This window comes from Pseudaeromonas pectinilytica (assembly GCF_054780855.1).
Genome location: NZ_BAAGVN010000026.1, coordinates 116,312 through 134,417, shown reverse-complemented (window position 1 = coordinate 134,417; position 18,106 = coordinate 116,312). Strand labels below are relative to the sequence as shown.

At 57.8% G+C, this 18,106-nt stretch carries 11 protein-coding genes; 2 read left to right on the top strand and 9 right to left on the bottom strand.

The window, feature by feature from the left end:
• Positions 1-10 precede the first annotated feature (10 nt).
• Genes ACYVG7_RS02620 through ACYVG7_RS02610 form a run of 3 tightly spaced genes read right to left on the bottom strand, consistent with a single transcriptional unit; the run spans position 11 to position 5,720 of the window.
• Complete coding sequence (locus tag ACYVG7_RS02620) at positions 11-2,467, bottom strand: two-component system response regulator (protein WP_460881693.1); 2,457 nt, start codon at positions 2,465-2,467, stop codon at positions 11-13.
• Entirely contained in the window at positions 2,464-5,166 is a 2,703-nt protein-coding gene (locus tag ACYVG7_RS02615; RefSeq protein ID WP_460881692.1) for a response regulator, read from the bottom strand. Before ACYVG7_RS02615 ends, ACYVG7_RS02620 begins: the two co-directional genes overlap by 4 nt.
• A complete protein-coding gene (locus ACYVG7_RS02610; RefSeq protein WP_460881691.1) occupies positions 5,163-5,720 on the bottom strand; it encodes a YfiR family protein in 558 nt (185 codons plus the stop codon). The genes ACYVG7_RS02615 and ACYVG7_RS02610 overlap by 4 nt, the downstream gene beginning before the upstream one ends.
• A 380-nt stretch (positions 5,721-6,100) precedes the next feature.
• Here ACYVG7_RS02610 and ACYVG7_RS02605 point away from each other — a divergent pair, with 380 nt between their 5' ends.
• Positions 6,101-8,272: a TonB-dependent receptor plug domain-containing protein gene (locus tag ACYVG7_RS02605; protein ID WP_460881690.1), complete on the top strand. Its 2,172-nt coding sequence runs from the start codon at positions 6,101-6,103 to the stop codon at positions 8,270-8,272.
• 9 nt (positions 8,273-8,281) lie between these two features.
• Here the strand turns inward: ACYVG7_RS02605 and ACYVG7_RS02600 are convergent, their stop codons facing one another.
• From ACYVG7_RS02600 to ACYVG7_RS02590, 3 genes are all read right to left on the bottom strand, one after another.
• Entirely contained in the window at positions 8,282-8,740 is a 459-nt protein-coding gene (locus ACYVG7_RS02600) for a SufE family protein (protein ID WP_460881689.1), read from the bottom strand.
• Complete coding sequence (locus ACYVG7_RS02595; RefSeq protein WP_460881688.1) at positions 8,740-9,960, bottom strand: aminotransferase class V-fold PLP-dependent enzyme; 1,221 nt, start codon at positions 9,958-9,960, stop codon at positions 8,740-8,742. The genes ACYVG7_RS02600 and ACYVG7_RS02595 overlap by 1 nt, the downstream gene beginning before the upstream one ends.
• 185 nt (positions 9,961-10,145) lie before the next feature.
• Positions 10,146-10,637 carry a hypothetical protein gene (locus tag ACYVG7_RS02590; protein ID WP_460881687.1) on the bottom strand — a complete coding sequence of 164 codons (492 nt, stop codon included), beginning with the start codon at positions 10,635-10,637 and terminating at the stop codon, positions 10,146-10,148.
• A 163-nt stretch (positions 10,638-10,800) separates the two neighbouring features.
• On the opposite strand from ACYVG7_RS02590, the gene rep reads away from it, so the two are divergent.
• Complete coding sequence (rep, locus tag ACYVG7_RS02585; protein WP_460881686.1) at positions 10,801-12,825, top strand: DNA helicase Rep; 2,025 nt, start codon at positions 10,801-10,803, stop codon at positions 12,823-12,825.
• Here the strand turns inward: rep and ACYVG7_RS02580 are convergent.
• The 3 genes from ACYVG7_RS02580 to pgi form a co-directional block, all read right to left on the bottom strand.
• Positions 12,822-15,140, bottom strand: a complete 2,319-nt coding sequence (locus tag ACYVG7_RS02580; protein WP_460881685.1) for a putative bifunctional diguanylate cyclase/phosphodiesterase — start codon at positions 15,138-15,140, stop codon at positions 12,822-12,824. The two genes, rep and ACYVG7_RS02580, sit on opposite strands and share 4 nt — an antisense overlap.
• Before the next feature lie 109 nt (positions 15,141-15,249).
• Positions 15,250-16,062, bottom strand: coding sequence for an undecaprenyl-diphosphate phosphatase (locus ACYVG7_RS02575; protein WP_460881684.1), 813 nt, complete (start codon positions 16,060-16,062; stop codon positions 15,250-15,252).
• A gap of 140 nt (positions 16,063-16,202) precedes the next feature.
• Positions 16,203-17,849, bottom strand: coding sequence for a glucose-6-phosphate isomerase (pgi, locus tag ACYVG7_RS02570; protein ID WP_460881683.1), 1,647 nt, complete (start codon positions 17,847-17,849; stop codon positions 16,203-16,205).
• Between the last annotated feature and the right edge of the window lie 257 nt (positions 17,850-18,106).

The following is an 18,106-nucleotide window of genomic DNA, read 5'->3' as shown; positions in this document are numbered from 1 at the left end:
CCGCTCCTGTCTAGCCGATCAACCCCGGGCCCTGCGTTGCCGTGTACTGGCGAACCCAGTGCATAAACTCCTCCTCCGGCAGCGGGCGCGCTATGAGGTAGCCCTGCAGCGTGTCGCAACCGTGGTGCTGTAACATCAGTTGTTGATCGGCGGTTTCCACCCCTTCGGCAACCGTGCGCATCCCCAGGGCATTGGCCAGGGCGATGATGGAGTCGATGATGGCTAGAGCCGCATCATCCTCAAACAGTTCCCGCACGAAGGATTGATCGATCTTCAGTACGTCGAGAGGGAAGTGGCGCAGGTAGTTGAGGCTGGAGAAACCGGTGCCGAAATCATCGACCGAAATACTGAACCCCATCTCCTTGAGTTGCTGGAGTTTGCCTGTGGTCTGCTGAATATCTTTCATCAGCATGCTCTCGGTCAGCTCCAGCTCAATCCAGCGCGCCTCTATGCCGGTTTCGGCTAACGCTTCGGCAACCGACTCGATGAAATTTTGCTGCTTGAACTGACGCGCCGACAGGTTGACGGCGATGGGGATGAGCGGCAATCCCTGGGCTTGCCAGCGATGGAGATAGCGACAAACTTCACGCAGCACCCAGTCGCCGATGGGCTGGATCAGGCCGGTCTCTTCGGCCAGGGGAATGAAACGCCCCGGTGGTATCAGGCCATGGATGGGGTCGAGCCAGCGGATCAGGGTTTCAGCGCCGACCAGGGCACCGGTCCGGGCATCGATCTGGGGCTGGAAGTAGAGCACAAATTCATGGGCTTCCAGCGCATGACGCAATCGCAACTCCAGCTGTAATCGTTCCAGATTCTTCTCGTTCAGTTCCGGAGAGTAGAACTGACAGTTGTTGCGATCATTCTCTTTGGCCAGGTACATGGCGGCATCGGCATTGCCGATCAACATGTTGGCGTCACTGCCGTTATCTGGATAGAGGGCGATACCGATACTGGCGGTGATGATCAGTTGGTTCTCTGCAATATGGTACGGCTGGGCCAAGGCTTCCAGCAGCTTTTCGCCCAGCGCCGAGGCATCGTCAGGGTGGCCGCAGTTGGGGCACAAGACGATGAACTCATCTCCACCGACCCGGCTGACGGTGTCGCCACTGCGCACCCATTGCCCGAGTCGACGTCCGACCTCGCGCAGCAGTTGATCGCCAGCCTGATGTCCCAGCGAATCATTGATGGTTTTGAACCGATCCAGATCGATAAATAGCAGCGCCAGACCACTGTTTTCCCGCTGTGCCTGGGAGATGGCAACCTCGATGCGATCGGTCAGCAGGCGGCGGTTCGGTAATCCGGTCAATACGTCGTGGAAGGCCAGATGTTCGATCTGCGCCTCCTGGCGCTTGCGCTCTGTGATGTCGGAGAAGCTGGCAATATGGTATTCCGGCTCGCCTTGTCCATCTCGCACCAGGCTGATGGAAAGCCAGACCGGATAGGTTTCGCCGGAACGACGTCGATCGGTGAGTTCGCCTTGCCAGGCGCCGTTTTCATACAACAGCGCCCACAGGTTACGGTACAGGCTGCGGTTTTCTTGACCAGCGCCTAACAAGGTCGGCTCCTTGCCCAGGACTTCCTGGGCACTGAATCCGGTCAGCTTTTCAAACATCTGGTTGACCGAAATGACCCGATTCCGGCGATCTGTGATGAGGATGGCCTCATTACTGGATTCAAACACCTTGGCCGAGAGCCGCAGCTGGTTCTCCATCTGTTTGCGACGGCTGATATCCCGCAGTACCAGCAACACCTCATCCTCGCTGCGTGGCAGTATCCGCGCCTCCCAGCAGACGCCCTCGTGATTGCGCGGCAACGCAATTTCCAGCGCATGTTGCGACTGTTGCTCCAGCACTATAGTGATTTCCTGCTGGATCATCTCGGCGATCAGGGCACTGGGGTGATCCTGCAATATGGCACCGGGTTGCAGATCCCAATCGCTCCAGTCTGGAGCCTCGGAGCCTGCCAGGCGATCGAGAATGACCCCATTGCCATTGATGCGGAACAGCAGGTCGGGCAGTGCCGACAGCAATGCCCGGTTCTTGCTTTCGCTGAGCGCCAGCTCTTCAAAAGCGTGATGGGCGCGCAGCAGATAGCGCACCCGATAGCCGAGGGTGCCCCAGCTGATGGGTTTGGTAATGAAATCGGTAGCGCCGGATTGGTAGGCTTGCTGAATCGATGGCACATCATCGAGGCCGGTGGCCATGGCAATCGGTAGATTCCGCCCCGTGGCCAACTGGCGCAGGTGGGCGCAGAGTTCGATGCCGTTGCCGTCCGGCAAGATGACATCCAGGATGATGAGATCCGGCTGTTGGGCATCAAACTGCTCCAGGGCCTCAGCGACGCTGGCTGCCTCGACCACGTCGAATCCGGACTCTTCCAGGGTGGCGCGCATGATAAGCCGGGCGCTCAGTTCATCATCGACCACCAGCACCAGCGGTTGCGCTCGGGTCAGGAGTTGCTCGTTCATGTTTCCTCCTGATGCAACTGGGTGATTTCATCCTTAGTAAGCATAAATCGGTACTCTATCTCGACCATTAAATTTTGTAGCCCCTGTGTCGTGCCTTGACGTGCCAGTTGTTCGATTTGCAGGCAGAGCTGAGACAGGGATCGGGCTCCCAGGTTGGCGGCGCTATTTTTCAACGAGTGAGCGGCGCGCAGCAGCCGGTTGGCGTTTTGTTCTGCTACGGCTTCTTGCATCTGGGCCAACAGTTTGGGTGACTCCTGTAGCCAAGCCGCCAGCACCTTGACCAATAAACCGGCTCGCAGCGCTCGCAGGCTATCGATGGCGCGTGGATCCAGCTCGTGATGCTGCAGGGTCGTGGTGCCAGCCTGAGGCGAGGTGACCTGGGATCCGCCAGGCGCTGTGATGGTGGGTAACCATTGGGCCAACAGGTTGCCCAGTTGCTCCTGAGTAAAGGGTTTGGAGAGGTAATCGTCCATACCACAGGCTAGGCAGCGTTCCCGATCACCGGATACGGCGTTGGCCGTCAGGGCGACGATGGGAATATGCTGGGCGCTAAATTGCTCCTGTTGCCGAATGGCTACCGTGGCTTGGAAGCCATCCATGATTGGCATCTGACAGTCCATCAGTATCAGATCGAAGCTCTGCCGGTGCAGAATTTCCAGGACATCGGCACCATTTGTGACCATTTCGTAGTTCAAACCCAGATTTTGCAGCATGGCCAGCGCTACTTCCTGATTGACCTGATTGTCTTCGGCTAGCAGCACGCGACCTTGCAGCCGGGTATGAGCCCCGCCGACGGCTGCTGAAGAACCCAGCACCGGGATCGGTTGATGAAGACCATGCACCATGGCGTTGTAGAGATCGGATTGACGGACCGGCTTGGTGAGTTGCTGGCAGTTGCGCACCTGTAGACAGTCCATTGCTGGTAGTGAGTAACCTGCGGAACTGAGGATGATGATGGGGATATCGGCCAGCCCGGGATCGGCTTGCAGACGGGAGACCAGTCCCAGCCCATCCTCATCCGGCATCATCATATCGGTCAACACCATGTTGAACGGGCTGTCGACGGTTTTTGCCTGCTGGAGCAGGGTCATGGCCTGCTGCACGCTCTGGGCCAGCGAGATCTGGCAATGCCAGGCGGTGAGCTGGTGAGTCAGGATCTCCAGATTGGTGGTGTTGTCATCCACAATCAGCACCTTGAGACGATTGAGCTGGCGCTGTTTGGTCTGCATCTGCATGGCTTTTTCCGGTGCCAGAGTCAGGGTAAAGAAGAATTCGCTGCCGTTGCCGCTTTCACTGTGTAGCTCGATTTGGCCGCGCATCAGCTGGACCAGCCGCTGGGAGATGGCCAGCCCTAGCCCGGTACCACCGAAGCGGCGGGTCGTCGAGCTGTCGGCCTGGGAAAAAGCCTGAAACAGCTTGGCTTGCCGTTCGGGAGGAATGCCGATGCCGGTATCCCGCACACTGAAGCGACAAGTCACCTGCTCATCGTCCTGGGCCAGTATGTCCACGCGCACCACCACTTCGCCCTGTTCGGTGAATTTGATGGCATTGCCGACCAGATTGGTCAGCACCTGGCTCAGGCGTTTACTGTCGCCCTGCAGGTGAATGGCATGGGTCGGCGGCGAACAGAGGATCTCCAGACCCTTGCCATGGGCGACCGGCGCGAAGCGCTCGACCAGATCCTCCAGCAGCAGGTTCAGGTTGAAGGCGCTGCGATCCAGCTCCAGCTTGCCCGCTTCGATTTTCGAAAAATCGAGAATGTCGTTGATGATGGTCAGCAGATCTTCGCCGGAGCGGCGAATGATGCGGACAAAACGCCGCTGTTTATCGTCTAGTGTCGTGGTGTTGAGCAAGTCGGTCATGCCGATGACACCATTCAGCGGGGTGCGTATTTCGTGGCTCATCATGGCCAGAAATTCACTCTTGGCACGGTTTGCCGATTCTGCCGAGTCTCTGGCTTGCACCAGATCCACGGTGCGTAATTGCACGACCTGCTCCAGGTGGTCGCGGTGCTGTTCCAGCACCTGATCCCGTTGCTCGATCTGTGTCAGCATGACGTTAAAGCAGTGAGCCAGTTGCCGCGCTTCATCCTGATGACTCTCCTCATCGGCGCGCAGGGCATAGTTTTTATCCCGGGCTATGGTGCTGGCTATGTTCGCCAGTCGGTTGAGGGGTTGCGTCAGGATGCGGCCGGAGAGGCGCGCCATCCAGCCCGCGAGCAGCAGCGCTACCGCGCCGAGCACCAGGCCGGTGAATAGGCTCTGCCGCATGATGCGATTCAGTGGGGTTAGCTGAGCGTGCAATTGCAGGGTACCGAGTCGTTCGCCTTGCATCAGTATGGGGGTGGATAATACCATCTCGTTGTCATCGTGGGCTTCATGATCCCTATGATAGCGGGCCAGTAACTTGCCATTTTCCAGGGTAATAGTGGCTTGTACTATTTCTGGCGAATATTGCAGGGATTGCAGGGTCTGATTGGCCGAGGAGGCATCGAGAAAGGTCACCGCCGCCGCACTGTTGAAGGCCACGCTACGGGAGAGCACTTCCAGTGCGGCCTTGCTCTGGCTGCGGAGCATGCTGTATTGCTGCGACAGGAAGACAATCGAGAATAGACTCAGCGTGACCACGCAAACCAGTACCACTAGCGTGGCGACCTTCTTGGAGAGCGAGGAGCTATGCCAGAACGAGAGCTGCTTCATGGGGTCATCCCTGTGTTGCGCGCCAGTTTTAGTAACTGCGAGCTGATGGTGTAGTGGCCTTGCCGGATGAGGTCCAGATTGATGGCAAATTGCAGACGGCCTTCCACTTCCTGCAAACCGATGATGCCACCATCGGCGATGAAGTTTTCATCATCGCCTATGGTTAATAATCCGGGATAGCGTTGAGCCAAGGTGCGCAATGGTACCGGTGCGCCGCCCTGACGCAGGTAGTAAACGTGGCATCCGGCCACGTCGGCTTTCACTGGCAAGGGGCGGATATAGATTTTCCGGCCATTCACCTGCTGGCCTTGCAATGGTGTGAAGGCTTGCTGCAGCCTGGCATCACTGTTGCCCAGACAGACAAATAACGGCATATCGCGGGCCCCTTCCAGGGGCCAGATGGTAAATTTCAGGAAGTTGAAGACATAGGCGGCTTTGAGCTTCTCCAGGCGCAAGGAGTTGTCGGCGCTTCCCTGCAGACAACAAAACAGCAACAACAGTCCCAACCAACGCAGGGCGCTGTATCGACGGGGCCTGACGTCATGGTGAGCCATCACCACACACTCTGCATCGGGGCTGTCATGGTTATCCTTTGGGTGCCGCTTAATTTCGAGGTTCCCGCGACGGACTCGGCTCGGGTTCGACCTGCGGTGACGATTCATCTTGCAGTCAGGTTCGCTGCATTGTTGGTGAATACTTATAGAGGAAAGGGGCTTAACAAGCTTCTGCATTGATATCAGAGCGCGAGCCAGCTCAAAGCATCCGCGCAAAATGGGATTCTTTTGGATTTCATTTTGTTGCTATTTTCATCACCAATCGAATGCGGATCACAGGCTCTGTTCTGGTGCCTGCACAAACGCATCCTCGCTCGCTACTGTTATCTATACCCAGTACAGGGATGTCACACGAACGGTATGGTTCGGGAGTAATGACCATGAGAGAAGCGTGTTGGATAGTGGCTTGTCTGCTGCTGCCGATCACTAGTTTGGCAGCCTCGAGTGATGATGAGCTATTGCAGATGGATCTGGCTCAGCTGATGCAGGTCAAGCTGGAGGGATCCGCCACCCTGACGCCGACGGCAACCCGGCGCATGCCCGCCTCCATCACCAGCATAGACCGCGGCATGATAGAGATGTCCGGTGCTCGTAGCCTGTTCGATCTGCTAGAAATCTATGTGCCGAATTTTCATTACCTGCCCCATCACTGGGAGGCGCCCCACATGGGGATGCGCGGTCTGATTGGCGATCGGGACGATAAATATCTGCTGGTGGTCAACGGCCGGGTGTTGAATGAAAAGACCCACTTCGGTGCCCTGAGTGAACGGGACACGCCGCTGCTGGCGGATATCCGCAAGATTGATGTGGTCCGTGGCCCGGGCTCTGTGGTCTATGGCCCCGGCGCTGTCTCCATGGTGATCAACATCCAGACCGACAGTTTTGCCGATCATGGTCCCGATGGCATGACGGTCAAATGGGGGGAGGGGGAGGCATTTCGCTCTGTCGAGGTCAAAAACGCGGTGCAGTTGGGGGATAGCCCGGATCACGGCCTGCTGTTATACGCCGGGATCAGCGACTATGCCGGTGCCAGCAGTGGCAGTTCACCGCTTACCTATGGTCTCAGCGACAGTACCAGCTGGGGCGAGCCCATCACCGGCGGTCAGCCGGTTTCCTATCGCACACCGAATAATCATGAGTCATTCCACAACCGGCCCAAGGTCAAATTGCACGGTCACTATCAGAAACAGGATTTCAATGCCTGGCTGCGTTTTACCCAGGGCGGCGAGCAGCTGACCTGGGAGCATAAGACCATTTATACCGCACCGAACGGGTCGGCAACCCCGGGAGCCACGGAAGATTCCTATGCCACCAATGGCGTTGGCTATCAACAGCTGACCCTGGATCTCTCCCAGCTCTGGGTGCTTAACAGCAACATGTGGTTCGAGATGAAGGGGGGCTATGACAGCACTGCCTATATGCGTGAATTGTGGAACTCGGATCAGTCCGGGGTCACGCCGGAAAACCACCGCGAGGAGGAGTATCTGCTGCGCGGTACCCTGAACTGGAATCACAGTGCCAACCATGCCACAGCGCTGGGTAGCGAGGTAATCTATTCCCGCTGGGGTCTGTCGACCGCTGACTATGATCATGCCCAATCCTCGGTGCTGGGGGCTATGGATCCCTGGGCTACCTACGCGGTCGGCCTGTTCGGTGAGCATCAGTGGCAGATCAACTCCTGGCTGACTCAATTCACTGGTCTGCGGGCGGATAAGGACCAATACTCGGGCTGGATGTGGTCGCCCCGACTGGCGTTGGTGGCCGCGCTGAGCGAACGGGACACTCTCAAAGGGGTCTTGAGCCGTTCGTTGCGCAAGAACAACGCCGAGGAGCTGCGGGCCCTCTATCTGGCGGGTGAGAATGCCGAGCCGGAGCAGCTCTCCAGCGCCGAGCTGATCTATGATCGGGAGCTCAGTGCCAGCACTCGCATGACACTGACGGGTTTCTACAACAAGGCCGAAATTCTGGGCATCAACTTCGCCACTCTGCATACCCAGCCGGTGGGGGAGTTCAAATATGGTGGCCTGGAGCTGGAGCTGAACTATCAGCTGGAAGCGGTGAGTCTGGGCTTCTCCCACGCCTACACCAAGCTGGATGACTTTGATCTGGCAGCCGGTGGTTCCACCCGCATTACCGCCTCCCACCTGGGGTATGGCAATGATCTCAACAACTGGAGCAACCATATGACCAAGTTCAACGCCGCCTGGCAGTTGGATCCGGCCTGGCAGTTGACCAGCAGTCTGCGTTATTTCTGGGGCTATCCGGGGGCCGAAGATCAGATCGATAGCACCAACGATGCACGGGAGAATAATCCCAACTCCTCGGCGACCAATCTCACCGATCCCGGCTACTACGATTCGGTGCAGGAGGCGGCATTTTTCGATCTGGGCTTGCACTATCAGACCCGGGATTATGGCAAGTTCAGCCTCAACGGCTACAACCTGCTGGGGCTGCTCGACAAGCAGTTCAACAAGCGGCTCTATCTGCTCAATGTCGGTAACTACAGGCCCGAAGCCGTGGCGGTAGGCTTGAGCTACCGTTACAACTTCTGATTTCCACCCTCAGGGCGCGGATTCAACCCGGGCGCGGATCGCCGTCACCATGGCGCGCAGGCCGTTGCCGCGGGATGGACTCAGGTGTTTGGCGAGTTGCAGGGTGTCGAAGTAGCCTTCCATATCAAAGCTCAGAATATGCGGAGCACTCTGATGGTTCAGGGCCGCCAGCACTACCGCCAGCAGACCGCGCACGATCCGCGCCTGACTGTCGGCAGCAAAGTGCCAGCGGCCATCGGTATCCTGCATGGCCAGCAGCCAGACCTGGCTCTCGCAACCCGGCAACTCCTGCTCTTCACCGCGCCACTCGGCGGGGATGGCCGGCAACTGTTTACCCAGCTGGATCAGCTCGCGATAGCGCTCCTCCCAGGCCCCGGCACGGGCAAATCGGGCACAGATCGCCTCACTATCGGTATTGGCTTGTCCCAGCGGATGCTGGTTTAGAAAATCACGCAACGCATTCGACATCAGAAGAACTCCGGTAAGCGGGCCAGGGCTGCGAGCAGGGCCTCGATCTCGGCCTCGCTGTTATACAGTGCCAGCGAGATGCGCAGGGTGCCCTCCAGCCCCAGGCTCTCCATCAGTGGCATGGCACAGTGGTGGCCGACGCGTACCGCGATCCCCATCTGATCCAGCAATTCGCCCGCATCCTGAGGGTGAATCTCGCCCAGTCGCAACGACACCACGCCGACCCGCTGGTTGGGTCTGCCGACCAGCTTGATGAAGGGCAACTGTTGCAGACCATCCAGCAAGAGTTGCAGCAGCGCCGCTTCATGTTCGCGCCAGCCCTCGGGTAATGCGGCGAGAAAGTCCAGGGCGGCAGCGAGACCAATGGCTTCGGCAATCGGCGGGGTACCGGCTTCGAAACGAAACGGCGGCCGATTGAAGCGGGTGCCGCTGAAGCTGACCCGCTCGATCATCTCGCCTCCGGTCTGCCAGGGCGGCATCTGCTCCAACAATTCGGCGCGGCCATACAGCACGCCGATCCCGGTGGGGCCATACAGCTTGTGACCGGAGAATGCATAGAAGTCGCAACCCAGTGCCTGCACATCGACGCTCAGATGGCCGACGGCCTGGGCGCCATCGATCAGGGTGACGACGCCAACGGCTTTCGCCGCCCGGATGAGCTCTGCTACCGGATTGACGGTGCCGAGGGCGTTGGATACCTGGGCTATGGTCAGCAGCCGGGTGCGCGGCGAGAGCAGGGCATGAAAGGCGGCGAGATCCAGATCGCCATTCGCGGTGAGCGGGATCACCCGCAGCACAGCCCCAGTGCGGGTGGCGACCTGTTGCCAGGGGACTATGTTGGCATGGTGCTCGAGCACCGAGAGTAAGATTTCATCGCCCGGCTGCAGATTATTCATTCCCCAGCTGTGGGCCACCAGGTTGATGGCTTCCGTGGTGCCCCGGGTCCAGATGACTTCCTGGCTGGAGCGGGCATTGAGAAATCGCTGTACCCGCTCTCGAGCCGACTCGAAGGCCTGAGTGGCGCGGGTGCTCAGGGTATGGGAAGCCCGGTGCACATTGGCATTGTGGTGGCGATAGTAGTCGTCCATGGCTTGCAGCACGGATCCGGGTTTTTGGGTGGTAGCGGCATTATCCAGATAAATCAGTGGGTGGCCGTTGACCTGTTGCTGCAAAGCGGGGAACTGGGCGCGGATAGGGGCCAGCTCGAAATCCGATGACATGGGCGGTTTCTCCTGTTCAGGCACCTATGATCGGTAAAAGCGCCGCCGAAGGCAATCGTTGCCCGATAAGGGCGCGGGCAAGTGAAGGGTTAACGAGGGCGTTGCGCGGGACCCGCCATTGGGAATGGCAGCGAGCCGGAGACTGGCAAGGGGATTGCTAGCCTTCGAAATCAGTGTTTGATTGGCTACTTCTTGCTTTCCAGTTCGGTTTTTTGTTGCTGGGCTTCCAGCAGAGCACCACTGAGCTGTACCAGCTGATTGTTCAGCGCCTTGAGCTTCTCCTTCCCTTCTTCGCTGGTATCGGCCTGGGCGGCAGCAATCTGCTCCTTCAGCTTCTCAATCTGTTTCTGGATGCGCTCTATGGTGGCATCCACGACAGCGGAGCTGGCCGAGCTGCTGCTCTTGGCGGCACCACCGGCACCGGCTGGGCCCCCGGAGCCACCCGCTGGCTTGGCTTCGCCCTCTTCGGCTGTAGCGGCCGCCGTTTGTGAGGCATCGGCCTGCTGCAGGGCTTTGGCTTCGTCCGAAATAGTGACCTGATCCGCCGTGGCGCTGGTGGTCGCTGCGGCTCGGCTACTGGCGCTGCCGGTTTGATCCTCACTGCTCGGGATGCTGGCCGTTACTTGTTTGAGCGTGGTGTTCAGGGTACTGAGGGATGTACCGTCGATTTGAGTCATATCGCCTCCTGAAGGGATACTGGTTTGGGTCCTTTCCTTATCGGCGGAACCCTACGAATGATTAGGATCTTTACACTAACTTACCAAGGGTGGGTTCCGTGTCCGCCCGTGCTGCTTTTTTGCTACAATCGCCGCCCGGTAATCTGGAGTAGGGTGAGTGGCGATGAAATTGAATCCTCGGCAACTAGAGGCCGTGCATCATGTCTCGGGACCCTGTCTGGTGCTCGCGGGTGCCGGATCCGGCAAGACCCGGGTCATTACCACCAAGATTGCCTATCTCATCCAGAAGTGTGGTTATCAGGCCAAACAGATCTGTGCGGTGACCTTCACCAACAAAGCTGCCAAGGAGATGAAGGAGCGGGTATCCCAGACGCTGGATCGCAAGCTGTTGCGCGGCCTCATGGTATCGACCTTTCACTCCTTGGGTCTGGATATTATTCGCCGCGAACACAAGATCCTGCGTCTGAAGGCCAATTTTACCCTGTTTGATGATACCGATCAGATGGCCTTACTCAAGGAGCTGACCGATGTCGAACTACAGGGCGACAAGGAGCAGCTGAACCAGTTATTGAATGCCATCTCCAACTGGAAAAATGACCTGGTGTTGCCGGGCGTGGCCTTGAAACGGGCCCGTGATGCCGACGAACAGCGCCAGGCGGTGTTGTATGAGCGCTATCAGCGTCACATGACGGCCTATAACGCCCTCGACTTTGACGATCTGATCCTGATGCCGACCCTGCTGCTGAAGACCAATGCCGAGGTACGCGAGCGTTGGCAGCAAAAAATCCAGTATCTGCTGGTGGATGAGTATCAGGATACCAACACCAGTCAGTATGAGTTGGTCAAGCTGCTGGTGGGCGAGCGCGCCCGCTTCACAGTGGTGGGGGATGATGACCAATCGATCTACTCCTGGCGGGGCGCGCGGCCGCAGAATCTGGTGCTGTTGCAGCAGGACTTTCCACGACTGAATGTGATCAAACTGGAGCAGAACTACCGCTCCAAGGGCCGCATCCTCAAGTGCGCCAATATTCTGATCGCCAATAACCCCCACGTCTTCGAGAAAAAGCTGTTTTCCGAACTCGATTACGGTCAACCGGTGAAGGTGCTGCAGGCCAAGAATGAGGAGCATGAAGCGGAGCGGGTGGCCATGGAGATCATCGGTCATCGCTTCATGAACCGTTCGCGCTGGGCCGATTACGCCATTCTGTACCGGGGCAATCATCAGTCACGGTTGCTGGAAAAGGTGTTGATGCAGAACCGAATTCCCTACCGCATCAGTGGGGGCACCTCCTTCTTCTCCCGCACCGAGATCAAGGACATGATGGCCTACCTGCGGCTGTTGGTGAATCCGGATGACGACAATGCCTTCTTGCGGGTGGTCAATCTGCCGCGTCGGGAAATAGGCCCCACCACGCTGGAAAAACTCGGCCATTACGCCAATGAGCGCGCCAAGAGCCTGTTTGCGGCCAGCTTCGAACTGGGGCTGGAGCAGACGCTGACTGGGCGTGGCTTGAGCGCGCTGCGCCACTTCTGCGATTGGTTGGTGCGGCTGGGCGATGAGGCCAAGCGTGGCAATGCGGTCGAGGCGGTGCGCGATATGATCCGCGATATTCACTATGAAGAGTGGTTGTATGAATCCTCCCCCAGCCCGAAAGCGGCCGAGATGCGGATGCAGAATGTCTCGACGCTCTACCGCTGGATCACCGAGATGCTGGAAGGGGATGCCAAGGAAGACGAACCACCGATGACGCTGCCGGAGGTGGTGACCCGGTTGACCCTGCGCGACATGCTGGAGCGCAATGAGGAGGAGGCCGAGCTGGATCAGGTGCAACTGATGACGCTACATGCTTCGAAAGGGCTGGAGTTCCCTTATGTATTCCTGATTGGCATGGAAGAGGGGTTATTGCCTCACCAGGTCAGCATCGACGAGGACAATGTCGATGAGGAGCGACGACTGGCCTATGTGGGCATCACCCGCGCCCAGACCGAGCTGACCTTTATCCTGTGCAAGGAGCGCCGCCAGTTTGGGGAGTCGGTGCGGCCAGAGCCGAGTCGTTTCCTATTGGAGTTGCCCCAGCACGATCTGGAGTGGGAAGGGGACAAGCGCGAAGTCACCGCCGAACAACGGCAACAGAAGGGGCAGGTCGGGATTGCCAACCTGCGCGCCCTGTTCAAGGATAAGGGTTAATCTTTTTTCGTTTCCGGGGGGACCGCCCGGTTGGGCAGCAAGCTGAATAGGGCATCGGGAGGCATGGCGGCGGAAAAGAAGTCGCCTTGTGCCAGGTCAAAGCCCATTTCGCTGAGTTTTAACTGTTGTTCCCGTTGTTCGACGCCCTCGACGATCACCTGCATCCCCAAGTCATGACTGATATCGCGGATGGCGCGGATCAGCGCCCGGTCGCGATTGGATTTCAATAGTCGGTGGGTGAAGCTGTCATCGATCTTCACGAAGTCCACCGGGTAATGAAACAGTGCATTCAACGAACTGAAGCCGGTGCCGAAATCATCTACGGCAATACCAATGCCTTTGGCTCTGAGCTCATGGAGCAGGGTCAGGGTTTGGGTGTCGCGCCGCGTCAAATCCCGCTCCTTGAATTCGAAGATAAACAGCTTGGGTGGTACATCGGACTCATGAATGATCTGCAGCAGTTGCTGGATCTGCTCCCGCGAGCCCAGGTGCTTGCCCGACAAGTTGATGCTGATGCGCAGACTGTGTTGTTTGATCAGCGGGCGGAACAAGCCTTGTAACAGACCACAGGCGTGACGCAGCATCATGCGGTCAATCTCCAGGATCAGATCGCTCTGCTCGGCTAAGGGAATAAAACTACCCGCCTCATGAATTTCTCCCTCTTCATCTAGCAAGCGCGCCAGCAGTTCAATCTGCACCACGCGGCGGTCGCGCAACCGCAAGATGGGTTGAAAGTAGGGCAGTAGCCGTTTTTCCCGCAGCGCTTGCTGCAGCGTCTGCTCCGGCGAGAGCCGATCCGGGATATCGCAGAGTTCGGAATAGAACACCGCGTGGTCCGCTCCCCGGCGTTTGGCCTGGAAGGTAGCGATATCCACTTGGCGCAACAACTGACTGACATCATCAATCTCGGCGTTGATCGTGGCCACGCCAAGCGCCGCATGGATGTTGATTTCGTGGTTATCGATCATCACCGGATGCTGCAGTTGCTCCAGGATCCGGCTGATGACCGGGGTGATGGCTTCGGTACTTTGGCTGGCATCAAGGAAGACAATGAATTCATCGCCACTGAGTCGGGCCACCAGATCATTCTGCCGGGTCGAGGTGTGCAGGAGTTGGGCGATATTTTTCAGTAACAGGTCACCGAGCTCGTCACCATATAGTTCATTCACCTCGTGCAAGGACAACAAGTCGATCAGCAGGATGGCAAATCCCTGATCCGGGTAGCGCTGGTAGTGTTTGAAGGCATGATCCAGACGGTGCAGAAACATGGCCCGGTTGGCCAGCTGAGTCAGGGGGTCCCGCTGGGCATCTAACTGCAGTTGCCGCTCCTGTTCATCCCGTTGTTTGAGTTGCTTTTGCAGTCGCAGGTTATTTTTACCGAGTTCCCGCAGTCGGTGGATCTCTTCCGGGGCCAGTTCCGCTTGTTCGGAACTTTCCTTTTTGTGCTGCCGCAACTCATACAACTCGGTCATCAGTCCGAGCTCTTCGGCGACGAAGAACAACAACTGCCGATCTTCGGTGACCAGCGGTCGCTGCAGGGCCAGAGCCAGACTCGCATGATGCTGGCGCCGCAACAGAATGGGAAAGCTATACCAGTGCAGGCAATTATCTTCGCTCTGTTGCGGACGGTCATCGCAGAGCAGGTTCAGCAACGCCTCGCCAGCCGTCGCGGATTGGGGATAGATGAGTCGGCCGGCATCATCCTGACGTTGCAGTAATAGCACCTCTTGCGCTCCCATCCAGAAACGCAGGGTGGAGTCGAATTGAGCGAGTAACTGTTGGGCGGGAAGAGTGCCTGCCAGACGCAACAGACGAGTAAAGCTTTCCAGCTTCTCCTGCCAGAATGGAATGCGGTTGAGGAGTGGTGAGTTGAACAAATCCAGTTGGCGATTGGCCTGGAGTAAGGAAAAGTGGGTTGCGGCAATTTCCAGCAGATGCAACAGCAGTGTGCGCTGAGCCGGTTGCGTGCGCGCGACCAACCAGTGCAACGATCCGTGTTCGACTCTTACCCAGCACCATCCCGCGGTCGAAGAGAGCTGCTCAATCTGGTTTTTCCCTTGCGGGTTACAAGGGGTGAAGGGGAGAGGATCGCTCAGTTGGGGTTGTTCCTGCACCTGGATTTCGTTGCCGTTGCAGTAGATGGCCGAGAGATGGGTGAGAGGTACACAGGAGCTGACAGCCGCATGTAGGCTGGCGAGGTGGGTCTCCCCATCCTGTTCGAGAAGAGCGAGGGTCAACAAGTCCTTGGCGGCGACTATGGCTGCTCGAAACGCGGGCTGCTCGCCAGGTTGTTTTACTGGTATGGCCACCATCATGATTCCTCGTCTTTGCCTTGTTTCAAGTGTAGACGGCGATAGTGTAGCCAGCATAAATAGCTGGGGCTGCTCATGGCAGCCCCGATTGGGTCATCTGATGGGTGGTGGCTCAGGCGCTGACTTGCAGGAATCCAGAGTAGGTGAGAGCCAGGATGACGATACCGGCGACAATGCGGTAAACGGCAAAACCGCGGAAACTGTTTTTGCTGACGTAACGCAGCAACCAGCCAATGGCTAACAGGCTGACGATAAACGAGGTGAACAGGCCGATACCTATATTGAGCAGTCCATGCTCACCGACACCCTGCATATCTTTCATCAGCGAGTAGAGGCTGGCGGCACCCAGAGTCGGAATGGACAAAAAGAAACTGAATCCGGTCGCTGTGGGTCGATTCAGGCCCACCAGCATGCCACCCATGATGGTGGAGGCGCTGCGGCTGACGCCTGGGATCAGTGAGCAGAGCTGGGCACACCCAATGGCAAAGGCCTGTTTCGGTGTAATGTGCTCCAGCTCGGTGGTTGCGACTTCTCGCTGGGGACGCCCCTCAATCCACCACATCACCAGACCGCCCATGATCAGGCTGATCGCCACCGTCACACCGTTGAACAGGTAGTGGGTGATGTAGCTGTGCAGTGCCAGACCGACAAAGGCGGCAGGCAAAAAGGCCAGGATCACCCCCATCCAGAAGCGCTGCACCTGACGGTCATCCCGTACTGTCTTGGCTTGTTGCCACAGGGTTTGGAAATAAAACCAGAGCACTGCCAGCACGCCACCGAGCTGGATGACGATCTCGAAGGTATCGCTACCCTTAAAGCCGAGGATTTCCTGGGTCACAATCAGATGGCCGGTGCTGGAGACGGGCAGAAATTCGGTAATCCCCTCGACGATGCCGAGGATGATGCTGTTGAGAATATCGGACATAAAGCAGGTGATTCCTGATCGAAAAACTGCCGGCATTATGCCCAAATCCGCTTCTGAAAGGAATCAAAGATCCCGTCGTCGGATGACGGAAATAAAAAAGCCGCATTGCTGCGGCTTTTTGCTTCGGCGGTCGGGAGCTATTACTTCCACGCCTTCCAGGTGTTGATCAGGCCGTTGGTGGAGCTGTCGTGGCTGCTGATGGCGTCAGCAGAGTTCAGCTCTGGCAGTATCTTGTTGGCCAGTTGCTTACCCAGCTCCACGCCCCACTGATCGAAGGAGAAGATGTTCCAGATGGCGCCTTGCACGAAGATCTTGTGTTCGTACATGGCGATCAGGGCACCCAGTACCTTGGGGGTCAGGCTCTTGAAGAGAATGGAGTTGGTTGGACGGTTGCCTTCGAAGACTTTGAAGGGGACCAGATCCTTGACTTGCTCGAGTGTCTTGCCAGCGGCCAAGAACTCGGCTTCGACCTGTTCCTTGCTCTTGCCGAAGGCCAGGGCCTCGGTCTGGGCGAAGAAGTTGGCCAGCAGCTTGGGATGGTGATCGCCAATCGGGTTGTGGCTGATGGCCGGAGCCAGGAAGTCACAGGGGATCAGCTTGGTACCTTGATGGATCAGCTGATAGAAGGCGTGTTGACCGTTGGTGCCCGGCTCACCCCAGATGATGGGGCCAGTCTGGTAGTCGACCGGATTGCCGTTGCGATCCACGTACTTGCCATTGGATTCCATGTTGCCTTGCTGGAAGTAGGCCGGGAAACGGTGCATGTACTGGTCGTAGGGCAGAATGGCTTCGGATTCAGCGCCATAAAAGTTGTTGTACCACAGACCGATCAGGGCCAGCAGCACGGGCACGTTCTGCTCGAAAGCGGCAGTGGCGAAGTGCATGTCCATCTCGAAGGCGCCTTGCAGCAGGGCTTCGAAGTTGTCGAAACCGACAGACAAGGCGATAGGCATGCCGATGGCGGACCAGGAGGAGTAACGGCCACCCACCCAGTCCCAGAATTCGAACATGTTGTCGGTGTCGATACCGAACTCGGCCACGGCCTTGCCGTTGGTGGACAGCGCCGCGAAGTGCTTGGCCACATGGGCCTTGTCACCAGCGGTCTTGATAAACCAGTCGCGGGCGGTCAGGGCGTTGGTCATGGTCTCCTGGGTGGTGAAGGTCTTGGACGCCACCAGGAACAGGGTGGTTTCCGGATCGATCTTCTTCAGGGTCTCGGCGATGTGGGTGCCATCGACGTTGGAGACAAAGTGCATCTGCAGGTGATTCTTGTAGGGGCGCAGGGCTTCGGTGATCATCACTGGGCCCAGATCGGAACCGCCGATGCCGATGTTGACCACATGCTGGATCGCCTTGCCGGTGTAGCCCTTCCACTCGCCAGAGATGATCTTGGCACAGAAGCCCTTCATCTTCTCCAGTACTGCCTTCACTTCCGGCATCACGTCCTTGCCATCCACTTCCACCGGACGGTCGGAGCGGTTACGCAGGGCCACGTGCAGCACGGCACGGCCTTCGGTCTGGTTGATGGCTTCGCCGTTGAACATGGCGTCGATGGCAGAGCGCAGATCGGTTTCTTCGGCCAGATCTACCAGCAGCTTGAGGGTCTCTTCGCTGATGATGTTCTTGGAGTAGTCGACCAGGATCTCGCCACCGAAGGTGGTGGAGAAGTTGTCAAAACGGGTGGGATCGGCGGCAAACAGATCCTTGATTTGACGATCCTTGTTGGCGGCGAAATGGGCTTCCAGCGCCTTCCAGGCCTTGGTCTGGGTCGGGTTGATGTTTTTCATCGGTTCGCATTCCTAAGAGTCGATTAATAAAACCTTTGCGTCCTGTGCGCCTTTGCTGACACCGGTTACCGCTGTGGGCGGCGCGCCAAGCCGAAAACCGGCGACAGTTTACACGTTTTTGCCGGGATTATGCTGCAGAAGCTGCAGCACTGATTTGCGCTAGCGCATAAAGAGGCGGTGACCAGGTCGCTTGCCGGGGTGATGAGGAGCAATGGCAATCGATCGAATGGGTGTTTCCTGGTGCGAGAGTGATAACA